The sequence below is a fragment of the Stenotrophomonas sp. GW821-FHT09E08 genome (assembly GCF_059416125.1).
Genome location: NZ_JBWKOO010000027.1, coordinates 1 through 22,698 on the forward strand (window position 1 = coordinate 1; position 22,698 = coordinate 22,698).

Annotated in this window: 18 protein-coding genes and 1 pseudogene; 12 read left to right on the forward strand and 7 right to left on the reverse strand. The window is 67.6% G+C overall.

Annotated features, from left to right (window positions below; genetic code table 11):
• Positions 1-482 precede the first annotated feature (482 nt).
• Positions 483-1,694: a tyrosine--tRNA ligase gene (tyrS, locus tag AC07M7_RS20790; protein ID WP_006388280.1), complete on the reverse strand. Its 1,212-nt coding sequence runs from the start codon at positions 1,692-1,694 to the stop codon at positions 483-485.
• 167 nt (positions 1,695-1,861) lie between these two features.
• On the opposite strand from tyrS, the gene AC07M7_RS20795 reads away from it, so the two are divergent.
• Both AC07M7_RS20795 and AC07M7_RS20800 read left to right on the forward strand, forming a co-directional pair.
• Positions 1,862-3,334 (forward strand): M23 family metallopeptidase, encoded by a 1,473-nt coding sequence (locus tag AC07M7_RS20795; RefSeq protein ID WP_495208197.1) that lies wholly within the window; start codon positions 1,862-1,864, stop codon positions 3,332-3,334.
• 65 nt (positions 3,335-3,399) lie between these two features.
• Positions 3,400-4,527 carry an anhydro-N-acetylmuramic acid kinase gene (locus AC07M7_RS20800; protein ID WP_495208198.1) on the forward strand — a complete coding sequence of 376 codons (1,128 nt, stop codon included), beginning with the start codon at positions 3,400-3,402 and terminating at the stop codon, positions 4,525-4,527.
• Between the two features lie 106 nt (positions 4,528-4,633).
• Here the strand turns inward: AC07M7_RS20800 and AC07M7_RS20805 are convergent, their stop codons facing one another.
• The 3 genes from AC07M7_RS20805 to AC07M7_RS20815 form a co-directional block, all read right to left on the reverse strand.
• A complete protein-coding gene (locus AC07M7_RS20805; protein WP_032972567.1) occupies positions 4,634-4,864 on the reverse strand; it encodes a hypothetical protein in 231 nt (76 codons plus the stop codon).
• A gap of 78 nt (positions 4,865-4,942) precedes the next feature.
• Positions 4,943-6,316, reverse strand: a complete 1,374-nt coding sequence (locus AC07M7_RS20810; protein WP_049435222.1) for a muropeptide MFS transporter — start codon at positions 6,314-6,316, stop codon at positions 4,943-4,945.
• Positions 6,313-7,113, reverse strand: coding sequence for an exodeoxyribonuclease III (locus tag AC07M7_RS20815; RefSeq protein WP_495208199.1), 801 nt, complete (start codon positions 7,111-7,113; stop codon positions 6,313-6,315). The genes AC07M7_RS20810 and AC07M7_RS20815 overlap by 4 nt, the downstream gene beginning before the upstream one ends.
• Before the next feature lie 162 nt (positions 7,114-7,275).
• On the opposite strand from AC07M7_RS20815, the gene pyrE reads away from it, so the two are divergent.
• From pyrE to AC07M7_RS20855, 8 genes are all read left to right on the forward strand, one after another.
• Complete coding sequence (pyrE, locus tag AC07M7_RS20820; protein ID WP_032972564.1) at positions 7,276-7,935, forward strand: orotate phosphoribosyltransferase; 660 nt, start codon at positions 7,276-7,278, stop codon at positions 7,933-7,935.
• Between the two features lie 19 nt (positions 7,936-7,954).
• Positions 7,955-8,617: a hypothetical protein gene (locus tag AC07M7_RS20825; protein WP_495208200.1), complete on the forward strand. Its 663-nt coding sequence runs from the start codon at positions 7,955-7,957 to the stop codon at positions 8,615-8,617.
• A gap of 220 nt (positions 8,618-8,837) precedes the next feature.
• Complete coding sequence (locus AC07M7_RS20830) at positions 8,838-8,930, forward strand: potassium-transporting ATPase subunit F (RefSeq protein ID WP_012509821.1); 93 nt, start codon at positions 8,838-8,840, stop codon at positions 8,928-8,930.
• Between the two features lie 12 nt (positions 8,931-8,942).
• The gene (gene kdpA / locus AC07M7_RS20835) at positions 8,943-10,652 is read left to right on the forward strand and encodes a potassium-transporting ATPase subunit KdpA (RefSeq protein ID WP_136639892.1); all 1,710 of its coding nucleotides are present in this window, start codon (positions 8,943-8,945) and stop codon (positions 10,650-10,652) included.
• Positions 10,653-10,662: 10 nt separating this feature from the next.
• Positions 10,663-12,720, forward strand: coding sequence for a potassium-transporting ATPase subunit KdpB (kdpB, locus tag AC07M7_RS20840; protein ID WP_100435505.1), 2,058 nt, complete (start codon positions 10,663-10,665; stop codon positions 12,718-12,720).
• A complete protein-coding gene (gene kdpC, locus AC07M7_RS20845) occupies positions 12,717-13,367 on the forward strand; it encodes a potassium-transporting ATPase subunit KdpC (protein WP_049421487.1) in 651 nt (216 codons plus the stop codon). Before kdpB ends, kdpC begins: the two co-directional genes overlap by 4 nt.
• Before the next feature lie 51 nt (positions 13,368-13,418).
• On the forward strand, positions 13,419-16,079 hold the full coding sequence (locus tag AC07M7_RS20850) for an ATP-binding protein (protein ID WP_295376194.1): 2,661 nt from the start codon (positions 13,419-13,421) through the stop codon (positions 16,077-16,079).
• Positions 16,060-16,773 carry a response regulator transcription factor gene (locus AC07M7_RS20855; protein WP_136639896.1) on the forward strand — a complete coding sequence of 238 codons (714 nt, stop codon included), beginning with the start codon at positions 16,060-16,062 and terminating at the stop codon, positions 16,771-16,773. Before AC07M7_RS20850 ends, AC07M7_RS20855 begins: the two co-directional genes overlap by 20 nt.
• Positions 16,774-16,878: 105 nt before the next feature.
• Here AC07M7_RS20855 and AC07M7_RS20860 read toward each other — a convergent pair whose 3' ends face one another.
• From AC07M7_RS20860 to coaBC, 3 genes are read right to left on the reverse strand one after another with little or no spacing between them, the layout of a single operon-like run.
• Positions 16,879-19,227: a phosphomannomutase/phosphoglucomutase gene (locus AC07M7_RS20860; protein ID WP_495208201.1), complete on the reverse strand. Its 2,349-nt coding sequence runs from the start codon at positions 19,225-19,227 to the stop codon at positions 16,879-16,881.
• A gap of 12 nt (positions 19,228-19,239) precedes the next feature.
• Positions 19,240-19,713 carry a dUTP diphosphatase gene (dut, locus tag AC07M7_RS20865; protein ID WP_005407763.1) on the reverse strand — a complete coding sequence of 158 codons (474 nt, stop codon included), beginning with the start codon at positions 19,711-19,713 and terminating at the stop codon, positions 19,240-19,242.
• Positions 19,710-20,972, reverse strand: a complete 1,263-nt coding sequence (coaBC, locus tag AC07M7_RS20870; RefSeq protein WP_136639898.1) for a bifunctional phosphopantothenoylcysteine decarboxylase/phosphopantothenate--cysteine ligase CoaBC — start codon at positions 20,970-20,972, stop codon at positions 19,710-19,712. The genes dut and coaBC overlap by 4 nt, the downstream gene beginning before the upstream one ends.
• A 228-nt stretch (positions 20,973-21,200) precedes the next feature.
• On the opposite strand from coaBC, the gene AC07M7_RS20875 reads away from it, so the two are divergent.
• Together AC07M7_RS20875 and radC are read left to right on the forward strand one after the other, a co-directional pair.
• Positions 21,201-21,827: a response regulator gene (locus AC07M7_RS20875; RefSeq protein WP_046984104.1), complete on the forward strand. Its 627-nt coding sequence runs from the start codon at positions 21,201-21,203 to the stop codon at positions 21,825-21,827.
• Between the two features lie 70 nt (positions 21,828-21,897).
• A pseudogene (radC, locus tag AC07M7_RS20880) lies at positions 21,898-22,413 on the forward strand (RadC family protein); the annotation flags it as partial.
• Positions 22,414-22,698 lie beyond the last annotated feature (285 nt).

Here is a 22,698-nt window from a genome sequence, read left to right on the forward strand (position 1 = left end):
CAATCATCCTTCCTGCAGGCGCCTTCACAAGATACCTGCGCATACTTTCAAAGATCTTGGGAAGTGGCCTCAGCGCCATTCCCGTGTGCTGCGAAGTTTCCTTCGTAGCGAGCCGCCCATTATGCCAGACTTTTTCAGTCCGTCAACACCTTCGTTCGATCATCTCGTTCGGCGGTGGTGGGCGCCCTGTTGTCGCTGAAGCCCCTTGGTGGCGACCCCTGCGACGGGGGAGGAGAAGTATGTCCCCATTCCGGTCATTTGTGAAGGGGGTGTGGCAACTTTTTTTGCTGGATGTTGCGTTCATTCATCCATCGCACGCTGCGGGAGGATTCCGCGAAGAGCAGCCGAGCGCGGCTATGCCGGGCGTCCTTGCCCGCCCCCCCTGCGGGCCGTCGCAAGCGACGTTGGCAACGGCTCCTGCCGTTGCCTTCGGCTCTACAAGAGCACAAGGAAGGGCCGGCTGGCGCCGGCCCTTCCTTGTATCAGGCAGCGACCAGGCGTACGCGGGCGAAGGTGCGCTTGCCGACCTGCAGCAGACCCTCGAAGCCCGGCTGCAGCACCTGCTGGCCGTCTTCCACCACTTCACCGTCCACCTTGACCGCACGCTCCTTGAGCTTGCGGTTGGCCTCGGAGTTGCTCGGGGTCAGGCCCGCCGCGGTCAGCAGCGCGGCGATACGCAGGCCTTCGGCCGGGATCGCCACGTCCTGCAGCGGCAGCTGGGTGATGTCGCCCTGCCCGGTCACCGCCGCTTCCCAACCGGCAACCGCCTGTTCGGCCGCTGCGGCGTCATGGAAGCGGGTCGCCAGCTCACGGGCCAGGCGCAGCTTGACCACGCGCGGGTTCAGGCCGCCATTGGCCACCTGCTCGCGCAGCTGCACGGCTTCGGCCTGGCTGATGTCGAAGGACAGCAGCTCGATCCAGCGCCACATCAGGGTGTCGTCCACCTTCATGGTCTTGGTGACGATGTCGATGGCCGGCTCGCTGATACCAATGTAGTTGCCCAGCGACTTGGACATCTTGTTGACGCCGTCCAGGCCTTCCAGCAGCGGCATGGTCAGCACCACCTGCGGCTTCTGGCCGTGGTGCTCCTGCAGGCCGCGGCCCATCAGCAGGTTGAACTTCTGGTCGGTGCCGCCGAGCTCGACGTCGGCTTCCAGGGCCACCGAGTCGTAGCCCTGCACCAGCGGGTACAGGAACTCGTGGATGGCGATGGACTGCTGGGCGGCGTAGCGCTTGGCGAAATCGTCGCGCTCGAGCATGCGCGCCACGGTGTGCTGGCCGGCCAGGCGGATCATGTCGGCCGCGCCCATCTTGCCGAACCACTCCGAGTTGAAGCGGACTTCGGTACGGCTGCGGTCCAGCACCTTGAACACCTGCTCTTCATAGGTACGGGCATTGGCCAGCACGTCGTCCTTGCTGAGCGGCTTGCGGGTCAGGCTCTTGCCGGACGGGTCACCGATCATGCCGGTGAAGTCGCCGATCAGGAAAATGACCTGATGGCCGAGGTCCTGGAACTGGCGCATCTTGTTCAGCAGCACCGTATGGCCCAGGTGCAGGTCGGGCGCGGTGGGGTCGAAGCCGGCCTTGATCCGTAGCGGGCGGCCTTCCTGCAGGCGCGCACGCAGATCCTCGAGCTTGAGGATCTCGTCGGCACCGCGGCCGATCAGGGCAAGGGCTTCTTCAATCGAGGACACGTGACTACTCCCGGCAACGCCGATTCTTGTGTGGGGTGTTAAAGCAAAGTTAACCCGATTGGCTTCACAAAAGCCAATGGGCACAAGGGTTTGACGCCGTTTTCTCAGGTGTCTATGGTAACCGGCGATCAGGCCCGCGCTCCCGGGCTGCCAGGAAAGAACCGCCGATGCACAATTCCGAACAAGGGCGCGCACGCAAGCAGCGCTTCCAGGAACGCCTCCACGTCCTGCACGACAACGCCCTGCATCGGAAGCTCAGGCAACATCTTCCCGCCGCCTTCAATGAGCGCTGGACCCGCCGCCATTGGATGCATGCCAGCCTGTTCGCGACCATCGGCGCCCTGGTGGCGACGATCGTTCCCGGCTTCTCGCACACCATCGATGCGCCCTTCGCCGACAGCCATACCAGCCTGGCGCTGCCGTTGCCGCCGCTGACCATGGCCCGACAGCAGCAGGTGCCCGGTGACAGCTGGCAGGTGCTGCGCGTGCAGCGCGGCCAGACCCTGAGCGACCTGTTCGACAAGGCCGGCATCCCGGCTACCACCCTGCACCGGGTGCTGGACCATCCGGGTGCGCGCGAGGCGCTGACCAAGCTGCGCCCGGGTGCCGAGATCGCCTTCGACATGCCGCTGTCCGGCGACCTGCGCAGCATCCGCTTCGACCGCGATGCCGACAACCGGGTCGAGCTGAGCCTGTCCGACGACGACATCAAGGAGAAGGTGACCAAACGCGAGACCTCCACCCGCACCGTGGTCACCAGCGGCGAGATCACCAGCTCGCTGTACGCTGCGGCCCGCCGGGCCGGGCTGTCGCCGTCGGCGATCGCGACGATGACCGACGACATCTTCAAGTACGACATCGACTTCTCGAAGGACCTGCAGCCGGGCGACCGCTTCAGCGTGGTGATGGATGAAACCTGGCGCGAAGGCGAGAAGGTGGACACCAGCAAGATCCTCGCGGCCACCTTCACCACCGGTGGCAAGACCTATTCCGGCTTCCGCTTCGACCGCAACGGCAAGTCCGAGTACTACGACATCAACGGCCGCTCGCTGAAGAAGAGCTTCATCCGCATGCCGATCCCGTTCGCGCGGCTGAGCTCGACCTTCGGTGCGCGCAAGCACCCGGTGCTGGGCAAGATGCGCATGCACAAGGGCGTGGACTACGCCGCGCGCACCGGCACCCCGATCATGGCCGCCGGCGACGCCCGTGTGCAGTTCGCCGGCGTGCAGCGCGGTTACGGCAACGTGGTGATCCTCGACCACGGCCGTGGCCACACCACCCTGTACGGCCACATGTCGCGCTTTGCGAGCATCCGGACCGGCCAGCGCGTGGCGCAGGGCACGGTGATCGGCTATGTCGGCTCGACCGGCCTGGCGACCGGCCCGCACCTGCACTACGAATTCCGCGTGAACGGCGAGCATCGCAATCCGCTGACCGTGACCATGCCGCCGCCGGAGCCGCTGAAGGGTGCCGAGCTGGTCGCCTTCCGTGCGCAGACCGCGCCGGCGATGGCCCGCATCCAGGGCATGGAGAAGCTGATCTACGCCGACGCCAGCCCGACGCCGACCGGCCGCGACGAGGCCGCCCCCGAGGTGGCCAGCGCCAAGGACAAGCAGACGACCGGCCGCAAGCGCGGCTGAGCCCATGCGTTGACGAAGAAGGACGCGGCAGCCCAAGCTTGCCGCGTCCTTTTTTTATGCCTGCCATGAACACGACTGCCGACAGCGACGCCCCCCTGTACCTTGGCCTGATGTCGGGCACCAGCGCCGACGGCATCGATGCCGCACTGGTGCAGTTCCCCGCCAGTGGTGGCTGCCGCTTCGTGCATGGGCTGACCGCCCGCTGGGAGCCGGTGCTGCGCGCGCGGCTGGTGGCGCTGGGCGAAGGCGGGCCGCTGGATTCGCTGGAAGAGCTCGGCGAACTGGACGCGCGGATTGCGATCCGTTTTGCCGAGGCGGCCAACCAGCTGCTGGCCGAGGCCGGCGTGGACCGCAGCCAGATGCGCGCGATCGGCTCGCATGGGCAGACCGTGCGCCACCGGCCACTGGCCGACCCGGCGTTCACCGTGCAGCTGGGCGACGGCAACCGCATCGCCGAGCTGACCGGGATCACCACGGTGTGTGATTTCCGCCGCCGCGACGTGGCAGCCGGAGGCCATGGTGCGCCGCTGATGCCGGCGTTCCATCTGGGCATGCTGGGCACTGCCGATGAAGACCGCGCGGTGCTGAACCTGGGCGGCATCGCCAATCTGACCCTGATACCGCGCGAGGGCGCGGTACGTGGCTTCGATACCGGCCCGGCCAACGCGCTGATGGATGCCTGGTGCCAGCGCCACACCGGCCGCACCTTCGACGCCGATGGCGCGTATGCGGCCAGTGGCGCGGTGGACGAGGGGCTGCTGGCGGGTTGGCGTTCGGACCCGTGGTTCGCACTGCCGCCGCCGAAGAGTACCGGCCGCGAGCAGTTCCACCTGGCCTGGGCCGAGGCGCACATGGGCGAAGGCCAGTACACCGCCGCCGACATACAGGCGACGTTGCTGGAGCTGACCGTGGCGACGGTGGTCGATGCACTGCTGGCACAGCAGCCGCAGACACGGCGCCTGCTGGTGTGTGGCGGCGGCGTGCGCAATACCCAGCTGATGAGGCGACTGGCGGCGCGGCTGCCGGGGGTGCAGGTGGAGTCCAGTGCGGTGCACGGTCTGGACCCGGAGTACGTGGAGGCGATGGGCTTTGCGTGGCTGGCACAGCGGACCATGGACGGGCTGGCCGGCAATCTGCCGAGCGTGACCGGGGCGAAGGGCCCGCGGATCCTGGGCGCGATCCACCTGGCCTGAGCGGGGCTACATCCGCCGGGCATGGCCCGGCGCTACCCCGTCGGCGGCATCCCGGCAGCGCCGGGCCATGCCCGGCGGGCAGGTATCGCGGCGACCAGGTGTCAGGTCAGTCGAAGCCCTGCCCTGCGGGCAACGCCTGCAGGGCGGCGATGGCATCGGAAAGAGCGTCCACTTCGGGATCACCGAAGCCGGAGCGGACTTCCAGTTCACTGCTGAACAAGCCCTGCTCCAGCAAGGCCTCGCAGGTCTGTTCATGGGTCCAGCCGCGAGCGACCGCGACCCGTCGGATGCGTTCCAGCAACAGCGGGTCCAGATCCCGCAGCACAACGTCGGCCATGCTCACTTCCCCGTTCGCAAGGCACCGCCCCCTCGGCGCGTCGGGGGCGATGATCCCGCAGACCGGGCGGGCAGGCAATCAGGTCGAGCTGGCGGCCTGGCGACGACGCTGCTGCAGGATCAGCAGGGCGCAGAGGATCACCACCGGGATCGCCACCAGCGCGGTACCGACGAAGAACAGCGCGTAGCCTTCCAGCAGCGTCCGACCCTGTGCGAGCGTCTGTACCGACCATCCGGAGAGCCCCTTGAGCGCCTTGCCGGGCATCGCGTAGAACGAACTCAGCAGCGCGTACTGGGTTGCGGTATATCCGATGCTGGTCAGGCTCGACATATAGGCGATCAGCGCCGTACCGGCGAAACCGCTGGCGAAGTTGTCGATTGCCATGGCCACGGCGAAATGGGTCGTGTCCGGGCCCGAATAGGCCAGCCAGGCAAACGCCAGGTTGGAGGCCGGACCCAGCACGGCACCCACCATCAGCGCCGCCAGCACCCCCCAGCGAACCGAGACCAGGCCCGCCGCAGCAATGCCGACGAAGGTCGCGACCAGGCCCACCGAGCCACGCACAGCGCCAACGGTGTCCTCGTCCAGGCCAAGATCGACGTAGAACGGATTGGCCATCGGCCCCATGACGAAGTCGGCCATGCGATAGACGCTGATGGCCACCAGGATCAGGATCGCGCCACTGCGATGCTCGCGGACGAAGGCGATGAACGGCCCCGCCACGGCGTCGAACAATCCGCGCGGCGTCCACAGGGAGGTCGCCTGTGCCTGCACGGCAGCCACTTCCCGCGCGGGTTCACGGGCCATGACCACGGCCACCACGCCAAGTGCCATCAGCACGGCCATGATCTCGTAGGAGACCTGCCAGCCAACACGGGCCGCGATGATCAGGATCAGCGCATCGGTGACCAGCAATGCAGTGCGGTAGCCCAGTGCGGAGGATGAGGTCAGCAGTCCAAGCTGCTCGCTGTTGTCAGCACTTTCAATGCGCCAGGCATCGATGACGATGTCCTGGGTGGCCGAGGCAAACGCCACGATCACAGCCATCACGCCGAACACGACGATGTGCTGCCAGGCGATACCCAGGAACTGGATCTGGCCACCCTTGGGCTGGACCAGCGCCATGCCGACCAGGCCCACCACCACGACCAGCTGCGACAGCAGCATCCAGCCCCGGCGGCGACCAAAACGACCGAACAGAGGCACATCGGTCTTGTCGACGATCGGCGCCCACAGGAACTTCATGGTGTAGGCCAGCCCGACCCATGACAGGAAACCGATCGTGCTCAGCTCGATGCCTTCCTTGCGCATCCAGAAGCCGAGCGTGTTGCCCACCAGATAGATCGGCAGGCCGGAACTGAAGCCGAGCAGCAGCATCGCCAGCACCTTGCGCTGGCTCAGGTTGGACACCACCTGCTGCCACGGCCGACGCGGCTTGGCAGCCTCGGTCACAGGTCGTAGTCCACGATGAACGGAGCGTGGTCGGAGAAGCGCTCATCGCGATAGATCGAGCAGCTGCGCAGGCGGTCACGCAGGCCCGGGCTGATGAACTGGTAGTCGATTCGCCAACCGACATTGTTGGCACGGGCGGCGCCACGGTTGCTCCACCAGGTGTAGTCCTCGCCGGTGGGATTGAGCAGGCGGTAGGCGTCGGCCCAGCCGCGGCCGGTGGCGACATCGGTGGTCTGGCCGTGGTCGGCGCACAGGGCGTTGAGCCAGTCGCGCTCTTCCGGCAGGCAGCCGGAGTTCTTCTGGTTGGACTTCCAGTTCTTGATGTCCAGCGCCGAACGCACGATGTTCCAGTCGCCACACAGCACGTAGTCGCGGCCGCTGCGCGCCCACTCCTCGAGGATCGGCCGCAGCCATTCCATCACTTCGAACTTGAAGCCCTGGCGCAGGTCGCCCGAGCTGCCGGACGGGATATAGAAGGAGACCACGCTGAGGTTGCCGTAGCGCGCCTCGATGTAGCGGCCTTCGTCGTCGAACGGGGCCCAGCCCAGCGAGGTGATGACCTGGTCCGGCTCGCGCTTGCTGTAGATCGCCACGCCGCTGTAGCCCTTCTTGGTGATGGCGTCGCGGTAGAAGCAGTGGTGGCCGTCCGGGCGGAACATCGGGTCGGTCAGCTGGTCTTCCTGGGCCTTGGTCTCCTGGATGCACAGGACGTCGGCGTCCTGGGCACGGAACCAGTCGAGGAAGCCCTTGGTCGCGGCGGAACGGATGCCATTGGCGTTGAAACTGATGATGCGCATGCGGGGGACCTGCGGCGGGAAACCGGGCAAGCATACCGGTTGCCTGCCGGGCTGCGCAGTCCGCCGGGCACCGCCCGGGCACCCTTCACAAGGCGCTGGACGAGCGCGGAACGCCCAGCTGGATTAGGATTTGTGCTCCAAATGAAGATGAATCGAGTTTTGATGAGCGACCACCGTCACCGTTTCCTGCAGCTGGCTTTGACCGCCGATGCCCTGCGCTTCGGCCAGTTCACCCTCAAGTCCGGCCGGCTGAGCCCCTATTTCTTCAACGCCGGTCGCTTCGACTCCGGCTCCCTGCTGTCGCAGCTGGGCGCGTGCTATTCCGACGCCATCGACGCCACCGGGATCAAGTACGACGTGGTGTTCGGCCCGGCCTACAAGGGCATTCCGCTGGCCACCGCGATGGCCTGCGAGCTGGCCCAGCGTGGCCGCGACCTGCCGCTGTCGTTCAACCGCAAGGAAGCCAAGGCCCATGGCGAAGGCGGCCAGCTGATCGGCGCCGACATGAATGGCAAGCGCGTGCTGATCGTCGATGACGTGATCACCGCCGGCACTGCGATCCGCGAAGCGCTGGGCATCATCCGCGACGCCGGTGGCATCCCGGCCGGCATCGTGGTCGCGCTGGACCGCCAGGAGATCGCCTCGGACACCGACCATCGCTCCGCCGCACAGGCCGTGGCCGAAGAGGCCGGCATTCCGGTGATCGCCGTGGCGACGCTGGCCGACCTGCTTGATTTCGCCTCCGGCAACCCGGAACTTGTCGGTTACCGGCAGCCGCTGGAAGCCTACCGGGCCCAGTACGGCGTCCGTTCGATCCGCTGACCGACCCAGGGGAAAGGTCATGTCCCGAGTTCCTGCTGTTCTCTTCGCCGGCCTGCTGCTGGCCCTGCCGTTCACCGTGCCGGCGCAGTCGCGCGACAGCGGCAACGCGGAAAAGAAGCTGTACTGCTGGAACGAGGGCAAGGAGCGGATCTGCAGTGATTCGCTGCCGGCCGATGCGGTCAACCATGCCCGCGAGGAGTTCAACGCGAAGAGTGGCCTGCGCAATGCGCAGGTCCAGCGCGCGTTGACCGACGAGGAGCGCGCTGCCGCCAGCACCGTGGCGCAGCAGCAACAGCTGGACTTGATGGCCACGCAGACCCGCCAGCGTACCGAGCAGGCGATGCTGTCCACCTATGGCAGCGAGGACGACCTGCGCCGGGTGTTCACCGAGCGCCAGGAAGTGCTGGACAACAACCTGAAGACTGCCGAGTACAACGTCACCAGCCTGCGCGAATCGCTGGTGGCGCTGCTGTCGGCCGCCGGTGACCGTGAGCTGGCCGGCGGCAAGGTGGCCGACAAGCAGGCCGAGGCGATCCGCCAACGGCATGTGCAGCTGCAGGCGCAGCAGCGCCTGCAGGCCGGATTCCTGCAGCAGCAGCAGGCATTGAAGGCCGAGATCGACAGCAGCCTGCAGCGCTATCGCGAGCTCAAGGGGCTGGTGCCAGCAGATCAGGCCCCCTGATTCCCCTGTAGCGCCCAGCCCATGCCCGGCTCCGCGTGACCTCGGCAAAGAGCAGCCGAGCATGGGCTCGGCTCTGCAGCAGGTGCGGCTGGTTACGGTTTGGCCGGCGGAATTTATGCACTCTTTACGCGTCGGCCCGGTCCGGCGCGTAGTGCGTTTATGGGGGGCAGGACGACGATGACGGCCTGAGGTGGAGGGGTTCCACCAGGACGCTAATGCAATGTCCCCCTGGCTGTCGTTGTTGTGTGGCGTCGTGGTGCTGGTCGCCGCCGCCTATCTTCTTTATGTCGTGCTGCGGCCCGAGTCGTTCTGAGCGGAGACTGCCATGACTGAGATTATTGTCATTCTTGCCGCCAGCCTGCTGCTGGCCTGGCCGTTGGGCCTTTATCTGGCGCGCGTGATGCGTGGCGCGCCGATGAAGGTCGACGTGTTGTTCCACTGGATCGAGAAACCGCTGTACAGGGTGTTCGGCGTCGACCCGTCGCGCTCGATGTCCTGGCGCGGCTACGTGCTGGCCTTCGTGCTGAGCAACGTGGTGGTGGCGGTGCTGACCCAGGCGGTGTTCATGACCCAGGCCTGGCTGCCGCTGAATCCGGACCAGATCCCGAACATGCGCTGGGACACCGCGCTGCACACGATGATCTCGTTCCTGACCAACACCAACCAGCAGCACTATTCGGGCCAGGCGCAGCTGTCCTACCTCTCGCAGATGACCGGCATCACCGGCCTGCAGGTGGTGACGCCGATGATGGGCCTGGCGCTGGCGGTGGCCACGCTGCGCGCGTTGTTCTCGCGTTCGCCGCAGGCCGCAGCGGCCAGTGGTACCGGTGATGACCGCCAGGTGGCGGTGGGCAACTACTACGTGGACGTGGTGCGCCTGTGCGTGCGCTTCCTGCTGCCGCTGTGCCTGGTGTGGACGCTGGTGCTGACCAGCCAGGGCGTGCCGTCGACGATGGCCGGTGGGCCACAGGCGACGCCTATCGATGCCAGCGCTGGCATGGCCGAACAGAAACTGCCGCTGGGCCCGGTGGCGGCGATGGTCGCAGCCAAGCAGCTCGGTGCCAACGGCGGCGGCTGGTACGGCCCGAACAGCAGCTTCCCGCTGGAGAACCCGACGCCGGTTTCGAATGCGCTGGAAATCGTTGGCATCCTGCTGGTGCCGATGGCAGTGATCTTCATGATCGGCGCGTTCACCGGCCGACGCCGCTTCGGCGTCCTGGTGTTCAGCTGCATGCTCGGCATGTCGCTGCTGTCCACCGGCGCCATGGTGTGGAGCGAGGGGCATAGTGCCAGCGCCGCCACGCCGCTGCTGATGGAAGGCAAGGAGGTACGCTTTGGCGCCGATGGCACCGCGCTGTGGGCGGCGGTGACCACCCAGGTCTCCAACGGTTCGGTGAACGGCATGCACGATTCGCTGGCACCACTGAGTGGCGGCATCGCGATGGTCAACATGCTGGTCAGCGCGATCTGGGGCGGTATCGGCTGCGGCCTGCAGCAGTTCATCGTGTACCTGCTGCTGGGCGTGTTCCTGGCCGGGTTGATGACCGGGCGTACGCCGGAACTGTTCGGCCGCAAGCTGGAGACGCCACAGGTACGCCTGCTGGCCCTGCTGGTGCTGCTGCAGCCGATCACCCTGCTGGTGTTCACCGCGATAACCCTGGCCGTGCCCGGCCTGGCCGGCACCTCCAACCCCGGTTTCCATGGCATCAGCCAGGTCTTCTACGAGTACGTATCGGCCTATGCCAACAACGGTTCGGGCTTCGAAGGACTGGGTGACGCCACGCTCTGGTGGAACCTCAGTTGCTCGCTGGTGCTGCTGCTGGGCCGCTTCCCGCTGCTGATCATCCCGCTGGTGGTGGCCGCACAGCTGGCCGCCAAGCGCCAGGCACCGGAATCGGCCGGCAGCCTGCAGATCGAAACCCCGACCTTCGCCCTGACCCTGGTCTCGGTGATCGTCATCCTGACCGTGCTGCAGTTCATGCCGGCGCTGGTACTCGGCCCGATCGCCGACCACCTGAGCCTGGGACTGCACTAAGGACACCCTGATGAGTACCCAAGCAAGTTCAACCCGTAGTACCCATGCACCGCGCCCTGCCCTGCTTGATGGCGCCGGCCTGCGCCGTGCGCTGATCGAAGCGGTTCTCAAGCTGTCGCCGATGCATCTGGTGCGCAGCCCGGTGATGGCGGTGGTGATGGCCGGCACGATCGTCGCCGCAATCGTCACCCTGACCGGCAACGCGCCGCTCGGCTTTGGCCTGGCAGTGACCGCGATCCTGCTGGTGACCGTGCTGTTCGGCAACTTCGCCGAAGCCGTGGCCGAAGCACGTGGCCGTGGCCAGGCCGCGTCGCTGCGGCGTGCCCGCCAGGACCTGGTGGCACGCCGGCTGGCCGCGCCGCAACCGGGTGCCGCCGAAACTCAGGTGCCGGCCGCCGAACTGCGCCCGGGCGACCACGTGATCGTCAGCGCCGGTGAGCTGGTGCCGGCCGATGGCGAGATCGTGCAGGGCCTGGCCACCATCAACGAAGCCGCGGTGACCGGCGAATCGGCGCCGGTGCTGCGCGAGGCCGGTACCGACCGCTCCGGCGTGATCGGCGGCACCAAGGTGCTGTCCGACCAGATCATCGTGCGGGTGACCGCCGAACCGGGCCACAGCTTCCTGGACCGGATGATCGCGCTGGTGGAAGGCGCCAACCGCCAGAAGACCCCGAACGAGATCGCGCTGACCCTGTTGCTGGCGGCGATGACGCTGACCTTCCTGGTGGTGGTGGCAACGCTGCCGGCCATTGGTGCCTCGGTCGGCGTCAAGGTCGACCCGCTGCTGCTGATCGCGCTGCTGGTGTGCCTGATCCCGACCACCATCGGCGGCCTGCTGCCGGCCATCGGCATCGCCGGCATGAACCGTGCGCTGGCCGCCAATGTGCTGGCCAAGTCGGGCAAGGCGGTGGAAGTGGCCGGCGACGTCGACGTGTTGCTGCTGGACAAGACCGGCACCATCACCTACGGCGACCGCCAGGCCAGCCATTTCCATCCGCTGGCCGGCATCGACGCCAGCCAGCTGCGCGAAGCAGCACTGCTCTCTTCGCTGGCCGACCCGACCCCGGAAGGCAAGTCGATCGTGCGCCTGGCGCGCGAACAGGGCTGCGCCACCGCCGAACCGGAGCAGGCCGAGTACCTGGCGTTCAGTGCGCAGACCCGCATGTCCGGCGTGGATCTGGAACATGGGCGGCAGATCCGCAAGGGCGCCGCCGATGCGATCCGTGCCCACGTACAGGCGCTGGGCGGCAACGTGCCGGCTGAACTGGCCGGTCGCGTCGAGCAGGTCGCACGCAATGGTGCCACCCCGCTGGTGGTGGCCGAAGGTCGCCACGTGCTGGGCGTGATCGAGCTGTCGGACGTGGTCAAGCACGGCATGCGCGAGAAGTTCGCGCAGCTGCGGGCGATGGGCATCCGCACGGTGATGATCACCGGCGACAATCCGCTGACCGCCGCCGCCATCGCCGCCGAAGCCGGCGTCGACGACTACATCGCCGAAGCGCGCCCGGAAGACAAGCTGGCACGCATCCGCCAGGAACAGGCCGGTGGCCGCCTGGTGGCGATGGTCGGCGACGGCACCAACGACGCACCGGCGCTCGCCCAGGCCGACATCGGCCTGGCAATGAACTCCGGCACGCAGGCGGCAAAGGAGGCCGGCAACATGGTCGACCTCGATTCGGATCCGGCCAAGCTGCTGGCAGTGGTGGAAGTGGGCAAGCAACAGCTGATCACCCGCGGTGCGCTGACCACCTTCTCGCTGGCCAACGACGTCTCCAAGTACTTCGCGATCCTGCCGGCCCTGTTCGCCGCCGCCGTGCCGACCATGGCCGCATTGAACGTGATGCAGCTGTCGAGCCCGCGCAATGCGGTGCTGGCGGCGCTGATCTTCAACGCCCTGGTGATTCCCGCCCTGATCCCGCTCGCCCTGCGTGGCGTGCGCTTCCGCCCGGCCACTGCAACCGCGCTGCTGCGCCGGAACATGCTGGTGTACGGCCTCGGCGGCGTGCTGCTGCCGTTCGCAGCGATCAAGGCGATCGACCTCCTTCTTGTCCTGGTATTCGGCGCATGAACCGTACTGCTTCCACTTCATCTTCCCTTCCGCGCGAACAGAAGGCCGAGGCCCGCGTGGCCAGCCTGCAGGATGGTGCCAGCTGGCGCCCGGCGATCGGCCTGGGCCTGGCCACACTGCTGCTGGCGGGTGCGGTCTACGCCGGCATCGCCACCGGTTTTGCCGGCCTGGCGTACCCGACCCAGGCCGAGGGCAGCCTGCTGCGCGATGGCAACGGCCAGGTTCGCGGCTCGGCGTGGCTGTCGCAGCCGTTCACGGGTGACGGCTATTTCCAGGCGCGTCCGTCGGCGGCCAACTATGACCCGATGGCCGCTGCCGGTTCCAACATGGCCCGCAGCAACCCGGCCCTGGCCGAACGTGTTGCCGCCAGCACTGCTGCGGTCGCCGCGCGCGAAGGCGTCACCCCGGCGCAGGTACCGGCGGACCTGGTCACACAGTCCGCGGGTGGCCTGGATCCGCAGCTGTCGCCGGCCGCGGCGCAGCTGCAGGTGGCACGCGTGGCGCGCGCCCGTGGCCTGCCGGTGGAGCGCGTGCAGGCCCTGGTGCAGGCGCATACCGAAGGACGCCAGTGGGGCCTGTTCGGGCAGCCACGGGTGAACGTGGTGACGCTGAACTTCGCACTGGACCACGCGGCCAAGGCACCGTGATGCCGGCCTGCACCGGCTGCGCGCACAATGGCGGCCATGACAGCGGCACCCATGACTGATGCGCGTACCCGCCAGGCCGATGCCCTGGTCGAAGGCCTGCAACGCGAAGCCGGCGGCAAGCTGACCGTGTTCCTCGGTGCGGCGCCGGGCGTGGGCAAGACCTACACGATGCTGACCCGCGCGCAGGAACAGCTGCGCCGCGGTGTCGACCTGGTGGTGGGCCTGGTGGAAACCCATGGCCGTGCCGATACCCAGGCACTGCTGGAAGGCCTGCCGCAGCTGCCGCTGAAGGACGTGGATTACCACGGCCACACCCTGCAGGAGATGGATCTGGATGCCGTGCTCGCACGGCATCCGGCGCTGGTGCTGGTGGACGAACTGGCCCACCGCAATGCGCCGGGCAGCCGCCACGAGCGGCGCTGGCAGGATGTGATGGAGCTGCTGGACGCCGGCATCGACGTCTGGACCACGGTCAACATCCAGCATCTGGAAAGCCTCAACGATGTGGTGATGCGCATCACCGGCGTCCGGGTCAGCGAGACTGTGCCGGACGGTGTGCTCGACCGCCTGCATGACATCGTGCTGGTCGACCTGCCGCCACGCGAACTGATCGCGCGCCTGCAGCAGGGCAAGGTCTATGTGCCCGAACAGGCCGCGCAGGCCCTGCAGGCATTCTTCTCGCCAGCCAACCTGACCGCGTTGCGCGAACTTGCGATGCAGGAGGCCGCCGACCGCGTCGACAGCAGCCTGCGCGAAGCACGGGCGGCACGCGGCGAGAGCAACCTGCCGCTGCGGCGTGGCGTGTTGGTGGCCATTGATGGCGGCGGCCAGAGCGAATACCTGGTGCGGGTGGCGCGGCGCATCGCCGAACGCCGCGACGCGCCGTGGACGGTGGTGACCGTGCAGGGCCGGCGCCAGGACGAGGCGACCCGGCGCGAAATCGATGCGGCCTTTGCACTGGCACGTCGGCTGGGCGGCGACGCCGAACTGCTGCATGGTTCGAGCATCGCCGATGCCCTGCTCGACCATGCCGCGCACAACGGCGTGTCGACCCTGGTGCTGGGCCGGACCCGCGAACGTCCGCTGGCGCGGATGTTCAACCGCACCCTGACCCAGCAGCTGATCCAGCGCGGCGCGCACTACGAGATCACCATCATCAGCACCCCGCAGGCGCGGGCGCGCTCGCGCCGCGAGGGCCTGCTGCCGCCGGTGCGCGGCATCAGCTACGAGCCAGCGCAGGCGCTGATCGCTACCGCACTGGCCTGCGCAGTGGCGTGGCTGGCCGAGCGCTGGGTCGGCATGGCCGACCTGTCGATGGTGTTCATCGTGGCGGTGGTAGTGGTGGCCGCGCGCACGCGCGCCAGCGTGGCGGTGATGGCGGCGATCCTGTGTTTCCTCGCTTACAACTTCCTGTTCATCGCGCCGCGCTTCACCTTCGCCATCGGTGCACGCCAGGGCGTGATCACCGTGTTCCTGTTCCTGGCCGCCGCCTTGGTGGCCGGACGGCTGGCCTCGCGCTTGCGCATGCAGGTGATCGCGCTGCGTGCAGCCAACCGCCATGCGCGTGCGCGCCAGCAGCTGGGCCGGCAGCTGGCCAGTGCGGCCGGCAATGGCGAGGTCGCACAGGCCGGCAGGCTGGCGCTGGAACAGGCGATGGACGTTCCGGCGTGGCTGCGCATTGGAACAGACACCGCGGCCGGTGGTCGCAGCCAGCCGGGGGACACCGATCTGGCCGCCGCCGACTGGGCGCTGCGCCATGGCCAGCCCAGCGGCCGCTTCACCGATACCCTGGCCGGTGCGCAGTGGTGGTTCCTGCCACTGCTGGATGGCGAGGACCGCGCCATTGGCGTGGCCGGCCTGTACCTGCCCGGCGCGCAGGCGCGCCTGCTGCCCGAGCAACGGCAGCTGGCCGAGGCAATGGTCGATGACATCGCCCAGGCCGCGCTTCGCACACGGCTGGTGGCCGAACTGGAACAGGCGCACGTCAGCAACGAGACCGAGCGGTTGCGCTCGGCCCTGCTCTCTTCGGTGTCGCACGACCTACGCTCGCCACTGGCGGCGATGATCGGTTCGGCAGACAGCCTGGCCAGCTACGGTGCGGCGATGGATACGGCTGATCGCCGCGCCCTGCTGGACACCATCCTGGTCGAGGGCGAACGGCTGGACCGCTACATCCAGAACCTGCTGGACATGACCCGCCTCGGCCATGAAGGGCTGAAGATCAACCGCGACTGGATCGGCGTGGACGAACTGATCGGCTCGGCAGCGCGACGCCTGCAGCGCTATCAGCCGAAGGTGCGGCTGGAGCTCGACATTCCTTCCACGCTGGCGCCGATCTGGGTGCATCCGGCGCTGGTCGAACAAGCCGTGTTCAACGTGATGGAGAACGCGGCCAAGTTCTCGCCGCCCGACGCCGCCGTACAGGTACAAGCGCGCGAGCTGGACGGCCAGCTGCGCATCGACGTGATCGATGCCGGCCCCGGCATTCCCGATGACGAGCGCGCGCGCATCTTCGACATGTTCTACAGCGTCGAACGCGGCGACCGCGGCCGCCACGGCACCGGTCTTGGCCTGACCATCTGCCAGGGCATGATCGGTGCGCATGGTGGCAGCGTGCAGGCGCTGCCCGGGCGCGACGGTCGCGGTACCCTGATCCGCATCACCCTGCCCCTGCTCAAGCCAGTCTCCCACGATGAGTCCGACCCCGATTGATGCCAGCGTCCCGGCCCCGCGCGTGCTGGTGATCGATGATGAAACCCAGATCCGCCGGTTCCTGGACATCAGCCTGCGTGCGCAGGGTTACCAGGTGCGGCAGGCCGCCACCGGCCAGGAAGGCCTGCAGCTGGCCGCCAGCGAGGACATGGATCTGGTGATCCTGGATATCGGCCTGCCGGACATGGAAGGCCACGAGGTACTGGAACAGCTGCGGCAGTGGAGCCAGGTGCCGGTGATCATGTTGACCGTGCGTGCCGGCGAAACCGAGAAGGTGCGCGCGCTGGATACAGGCGCGAACGACTACGTGACCAAGCCATTCGGCACGCAGGAACTGATGGCGCGGGTGCGGGCATTGCTGCGCACGCGCAGCGTACCCAGCGACGGCACGCCGCCGGTGTTCGACGACGGCCACCTGCACGTGGACCTGGTGCGCCGCGAAGTGGCACTCGATGGCGAGCCGGTGGCATTGACCCGCAAGGAATACGCGTTGCTGTCACTACTGCTGCGCAACGCCGGGCGGGTGGTGACCCAGCCGCAGATCCTGCAGGAGATCTGGGGGCCGACCCACCAGCACGACACCCACTACCTGCGCATCCTGGTCGGCAAGCTGCGGCACAAGCTGGGCGATTCAGCGCTGGATTCGCGCTACCTGTTCACCGAGCCAGGCGTAGGGTTGCGGTTCAAGGGGTAGTGCCGGCCGCTGGCCGGCAACCGCAGAGTGTGCCCGAGGTTCATGAGGTTGCCGGCCAGCGGCCGGCACTACCGGTTCATCTGCCGGGCGCAGCCCGGCTCCTCCTCAGAACCCCAGCGGGGTGTCGCCCAGCACCGGTTGCAGCTGGCTTCGGAACAGCGCCTGGATGCGTTCCAGTGCCGCCTCGTCGTTGCCCTCGAAGCGCAGCACCAGCACCGGCGTGGTGTTGGAGGCCCGCACCAGGCCCCAGCCATCGGGGAAGTCCACGCGCAGTCCGTCGATGGTCGACAGCCGACCGCCCACATACGGGTTGTCCGGCGACTGCGCCGCCGCCACCAGCATCGCTACCAGCGCATGCGGCGTGCCTTCGGCCACCGGCACCTTCAGTTCTGGCGTGGCTACCATCTCCGGCAGCTCGCCCAGTACCTCGCCCGGCGTTTCCTCGCGCTGGGCCAGGATCTCCAGCAGGCGCGCGGCCGCATACAGGCCGTCATCGAAACCGAACCAGCGCTCCTTGAAGAAGAAGTGGCCGCTCATCTCGCCAGCCAGTTCGGCATCGGTCTCGCGCATCTTCGCCTTCATCAGCGAATGCCCGGTCTTCCACATCAGCGGGCTGCCACCATTGCGCAGCACGTGGTCGGACAGCTTGCCGGTGCACTTCACGTCGTAGATCACCATCGCGCCCGGGTTGCGCATCAGCACATCGGCCGCGAACAACATCAGCAGGCGGTCGGCATAGATGATCTTGCCTTCGCCGGTGACCACGCCCAACCGGTCTCCGTCGCCATCGAAGGCGACGCCGAGGTCGGCGCCGAAACGCTTGACCGTCTGCACCAGGTCTTCCAGGTTGGCCGGTTCGCTCGGGTCCGGATGATGGTTGGGGAAGCTGCCGTCGACATCGCAGTACAGCGGAATGACCTCAGCGCCGATCGCTTCCAGCAGCTGGGGTGCGAGCGCGCCGGCGACGCCGTTGCCGGCATCGGCCACCACTTTCAGCGGGCGGTCCAGCTGCACGTCATCGGCGATGCGCTGGATGTAGTCGGCCGCAACGTCGCGCTGCTGGTAGTCACCCGGTTCGGCGGCCTGTACCAGGCGGCCCTCGACGATGCGCTGGTAGAGGTCGGTGATCGCATCGCCGGACAGCGTTTCACCGCCGATGACCACCTTGAAGCCGTTGTACTCCGGCGGATTGTGGCTGCCGGTCACGGCCACGCAGGTCCCCGTGCGCAGATGGAAGGCGGCGTAGTACACCAGCGGGGTCGGTGCCAGGCCGATGTCGATGACTGCACAGCCGGCACGGCGCAGGCCTTCGGCCAGGCCGGCGGCCAGTTCCGGGCCGGACAGGCGGCCATCACGGCCAATCACCACCTCGCGCAGGCCCTGCTCCAGTGCCACGGTGCCGATGGCTTGGCCGATCAATGCCGCGGTCTTCGGCGTCAGTTCGCTGCCGACCACGCCACGGATGTCGTAGGCACGGAAGATGCCGGCGGCCAGCGCCTCGGCCGGCACCGGTGGTGGCGGCGGTGGCGTGGCATCGCCACTGCTGGTCACGGCGGCCGCCGCTGGCGGAGCCTGCTGCAGGCTTTCACTCAGGGTAGGGCCATGGTCGGCAACCGCCGCAGCGGCGCGACGCGGCAGTGGCAGCGTCTTCGGCAGGCGGCCACGGCCGACCACCAGCAGCACGGCAATGAACGCCAGCAGCAGTGCGACGATGGCGCTGGCCAGCGCGCCCAGGCCCAGCGGCCCGGCTTCGACATTGGGGACCGCGGCCACCAGGCGCAGCGGAGTGCCGTTGACCGGCCGTGCCAGTGCCTCGGCGCTCTCGGCGAGGCTGGCATCGCCCTGGGTGACCAGATCATGCATACCCTGGCGCAGACCCAGGAAACCCGTAGTCGGTGCACTGACCTGATCCAGCGGCGCGGTCAGCCGCAGCAACGGCTGGCGCACATAGAGCACCGCCGGCCCCAGGCTGCCCAGCTGCACCGGCGCGGCCAGGCCCAGGCGGTTGCCACCGCCATCGCGGACCACGCGCAGGCTGGGCTTGCCTTCGGCCAATGCCGCTTCCAGCAGCGCCAATCGGGCATAGCCAAAAGCGGCCGGGGCAGCGTAGGCGTTGGCCAGATCGGCGGTCAGCACTTCCGCCTGTTCCACGCCGGTCCAGCTCTCGCGCACGGCCAGTGCCGCTGCCGCGGCATCACCGGCCTGCAGCGCCTGCTGCACGCGTTCGTTCTTCAGCTGCTGCTGCAGCTGCTTCAGCTGGCCGGCTGCAGCGTCCTGCAGGCCCTGCACGGCCTGGTCACGCGCTTCTTCCAGCGCCTGCCCATTGGCTTCCTGCCGCCATTGCTGCACCGCGCTCCATCCGAACCAACCGGCCAGCAGGACCAGCAGCACCCCCAGTAGTGGCGCGCTGCGTCCCAACGACCGTCCCCGCTGTCCTTCCCCGATGCCGCTCATCGATGTCCCCCGTCAACGCACCCCGGTATGGCCAAATCCACCCGTTCCCCGCACGCTGTCGGTGAAAGTATCCACCACCTGCAGGCTGACGCGGGCAATCGGCACCACCACCAGCTGCGCGATGCGATCGCCCGGCTCGATGGTGAAGGCTTCACGGCCACGGTTCCAGACGCTGATCAACAGCGGACCCTGGTAATCGGCGTCGATCAGGCCGGTACCGTTGCCGAGCACAATGCCATGGCGATGGCCCAGCCCCGAACGCGGCAGGATCACCGCGCACAGGTGCGGATCGGCGATATGGATGGCCAGGCCGCTGGGCACCAGCGCGGTATCGCCCGGCTGCAGGGTCAGCGCGGTATCCAGCGCCGCGCGCAGGTCCATGCCGGCGCTGGCTTCGGTGGCATAGGCCGGCAGCGGCCAGCTGTCGCCGAAGCGCGGATCGAGCAGCTTGACCTGCAGCGGTTGGGAGGTGGATGCCTGGGTCATGCTTGGAGTCTCCGCGCGATCAGCGCCAGCAGTTGTTCGGCCAGCTCGCGCTTGGAGGTGGCCGGGAATACCTGTTCACCATCCTGCCAGAAGGCAGTGGCGGCATTGTTGTCGCTCTCGAAACCGCCGCCGCTGATGCCGACCTGATTGGCGATCACCAGGTCCAGGCGCTTGTCGACCAGCTTGCCCCGCGCATATTTCTCCACGTCGTGGGTCTCGGCGGCAAAGCCGACCACCAGCTTCAGCGACTGCGTCTGCGCGGCCACCTCGGCCAGGATGTCCGGCGTGCGCACCAGCTCGATCACCAGCGACTGACTGTCCGCGGTCTTCTTCAGCTTCTGCGGCGCGACCTGGCGCGGCGTGTAGTCGGAAACGGCCGCCGCACCGATGTAGATGTCGGCCGGCAGCGACTTCAGCACGGCATCGCGCATCTGCGCGGCCGAGCGCACATCGATGCGCTGCACCCCCGGCGGCGTCGGCAGCTGCACCGGGCCACTGACCAGCACCACCTGGGCGCCAAGCGCAGTGGCTGCGGCGGCCAGGGCAAAGCCCATCTTGCCGCTGCTGCGGTTGCCGACGTAGCGCACCGGGTCAATGTCCTCATAGGTGGGGCCGGCGCTGATCAGCAGGCGCAGGCCCTGCAGCGCGCGGGTTTCCGGCGCGGCAGCCGGTGCCTCGGCACTGCCGTTGGCGGCCAGCGCGGCGACGATGTCACCCGGTTCGGCCAGACGGCCAGGACCGGATTCGCCTTCGGCCAGCGGACCGTCAACCGGGCCGATCACCTGCGCGCCACGCTGGCGCAGCAGGGCGATATTGGCCTGGGTGGCCGGGTGCAGCCACATGCGATGGTTCATCGCCGGGCAGATCGTCAGCGGCGCGGTGCTGGCCAGGCACAGGGTGCTGACCAGGTCATCGGCATGGCCCTGGGCCAGCCGCGCCAGCAGATCGGCGGTGCCGGGGGCGACCACGATGCGGTCGGCCCAGCGGGCCAGCTCGATGTGGCCCATGGCCTGTTCGGCGGCACTGTCCCACAGCGTGGTGCGGGTAGGCTGCCCGGACAGGGCCTGGAAACTGAGCGGAGTGACGAACTGCTGGGCACCGGCGGTCATCGCCACCTGCACCTGGGCACCGGCGTCGCGCAGGCGCCGCACCAGCTCCAAAGCCTTGTAGGCCGCGATCCCGCCTCCGACGCACAATAGCAGTTTCTGACCTTCCAGCGCGCGGGCCGGCGCGGGAGAAGCATTGGGGGAGTCAGCCACCTGGAATTCCTGTGCAAACGAGGGCGGTAGCTTACCCGATGGTCGGTAATGTCCCGGTACACGGCATACATAGCGGGCGGCTATCAGCAGATGGAGTCCGCCCGTATTGACCTGGCAGACGCCGGGCATCGGTTTCGGACCTTTCCTATACCGTTACGACCCCGCCCTTTTGCAGAATCAGACGTTGGCCGCTGTGTGCAGCGGTCCGTTCGATCTCCGAGGAAGCGCGTGCACCCACGCATCATCATCGCCGACGACCATCCTGTCGTCCTGCACGGCATCCGCGTCGTGCTGCAGACCCACCTGATGGACGTGGTCGGCAGTGCGTGCGATGGCGCCGAGCTGCTTCAGCTGGTGGACAACAACGACTGCGATGCAGTGCTGACCGATCTGTCGATGCCCGGCGCCGGGCCGGATGGTCCGGAACTGATCGATGCCCTGCGCGCGTACCATCCCCACCTGCCGGTGGTGGTGCTGACCGGCGCGCGGCATCCGGGCCTGCTTGATGGCCTCCTGCGCGAGGGCATCAATGGGCTGGTCGACAAATGCGCCGATTTCGCCGAGGTGCCACAGGCATTGAATGCAGCACTGGCGGGGCAGGTGTTCGTCTCCCGACAGCTTCGCCACCACCTGCAGGCCCGCGACCTTATGTTCCCGCGCGAACCGGCACCGCTGTCGGCACGCGAGCAGGAGGTGCTGGATCTGCTGGCGGCCGGGCTCAGCGTGAACGCCGTCGCCGAGCACTGCGGGCGCAGTCCGAAGACGATCAGCCGGCAGAAGGCTGAAGCCAAGCGCAAGCTGGGCCTGCAGAACAACCAGGAACTGTTCGACTACCTGCAGACCCGGCGCGACTGAGGTATCGCCCGACCCGGAGCCGCGGTGTGCGCTGATGGGCTGCGCCGACCGGGCTGGCGATGATGCAGGCATGCCCATCCACGACTGGCCCGAACAGGAACGTCCCCGCGAAAAGCTGATGGCACGCGGACCCACGGCACTTTCCGATGCCGAACTGCTGGCGCTGTTCCTGGGCTCGGGCTTCGGCGGCCGCGATGCCGTGCAGACCGCGCGCGACCTGCTGCAGGCCCATGGTCCGCTACGGGTGCTTCTGGACCGCCCCGCACGTGAACTTGCGCGGCTGCCCGGGCTGGGCCCGGCACGCAGCTGTACCCTGGCCGCCGGGCTGGAACTGGCCCATCGCTACCTGGCCGCCGAGCTGGAACATGGCGAGGCGGTCGGCAACAATCCGGCCGCGGTTGGCCGCTATCTGCAGCACCGCCTGCGCGGGCAGGCCCGGGAGATCTTCATGGCCCTGTTCCTGGACAACCGCCACCGGCTGATCGCCTGCGAGGAGTTGTTCCACGGCACCATCAACGCCGCCCCGGTCTACCCTCGCGAGGTGGTGCGGCGAGCCCTGCTGCACAATGCGGCGGCGGTGATCCTCAAGGGTTATGTGGCCCAACAGTTGTTGAATATCTAATTTCCATTTATAAATCAGTCACTTGGGATGGGCCAGCCGCCTCCAGCGTTACAAGTGAAATGTTTCATCACCAGTAGAAGTTAGCTAGTAGTTCAAGTGGTTGGCCCGCCACTTTTAAGGTCATCGCCAGGCTGGTCTTCAGCGCTCAGGTTTCAGAATCTCTTCGGCAATCTCCCCTTCTGGTGATTGCCTCGATCTCACTAGGCCTGCGACTCTATGATTTCTAAGTACTCCGATGGGGGACGCTCC

What these genes read in the sequence shown, in the direction of transcription:
- AC07M7_RS20795 (WP_495208197.1), top strand. Translation starts at nt 1,862, where the DNA reads ATGCACAATTCCGAACAAGGGCGCGCACGCAAGCAGCGCTTCCAGGAA.
- AC07M7_RS20800 (WP_495208198.1), top strand. Translation starts at nt 3,400, where the DNA reads ATGAACACGACTGCCGACAGCGACGCCCCCCTGTACCTTGGCCTGATG.
- AC07M7_RS20805 (WP_032972567.1), bottom strand. Translation starts at nt 4,864, where the DNA reads ATGGCCGACGTTGTGCTGCGGGATCTGGACCCGCTGTTGCTGGAACGC.
- AC07M7_RS20815 (WP_495208199.1), bottom strand. Translation starts at nt 7,113, where the DNA reads ATGCGCATCATCAGTTTCAACGCCAATGGCATCCGTTCCGCCGCGACC.
- pyrE (WP_032972564.1), top strand. Translation starts at nt 7,276, where the DNA reads ATGAGCGACCACCGTCACCGTTTCCTGCAGCTGGCTTTGACCGCCGAT.
- AC07M7_RS20825 (WP_495208200.1), top strand. Translation starts at nt 7,955, where the DNA reads ATGTCCCGAGTTCCTGCTGTTCTCTTCGCCGGCCTGCTGCTGGCCCTG.
- AC07M7_RS20830 (WP_012509821.1), top strand. Translation starts at nt 8,838, where the DNA reads ATGTCCCCCTGGCTGTCGTTGTTGTGTGGCGTCGTGGTGCTGGTCGCC.
- kdpA (WP_136639892.1), top strand. Translation starts at nt 8,943, where the DNA reads ATGACTGAGATTATTGTCATTCTTGCCGCCAGCCTGCTGCTGGCCTGG.
- kdpB (WP_100435505.1), top strand. Translation starts at nt 10,663, where the DNA reads ATGAGTACCCAAGCAAGTTCAACCCGTAGTACCCATGCACCGCGCCCT.
- kdpC (WP_049421487.1), top strand. Translation starts at nt 12,717, where the DNA reads ATGAACCGTACTGCTTCCACTTCATCTTCCCTTCCGCGCGAACAGAAG.
- AC07M7_RS20850 (WP_295376194.1), top strand. Translation starts at nt 13,419, where the DNA reads ATGACTGATGCGCGTACCCGCCAGGCCGATGCCCTGGTCGAAGGCCTG.
- AC07M7_RS20855 (WP_136639896.1), top strand. Translation starts at nt 16,060, where the DNA reads ATGAGTCCGACCCCGATTGATGCCAGCGTCCCGGCCCCGCGCGTGCTG.
- AC07M7_RS20860 (WP_495208201.1), bottom strand. Translation starts at nt 19,227, where the DNA reads ATGAGCGGCATCGGGGAAGGACAGCGGGGACGGTCGTTGGGACGCAGC.
- dut (WP_005407763.1), bottom strand. Translation starts at nt 19,713, where the DNA reads ATGACCCAGGCATCCACCTCCCAACCGCTGCAGGTCAAGCTGCTCGAT.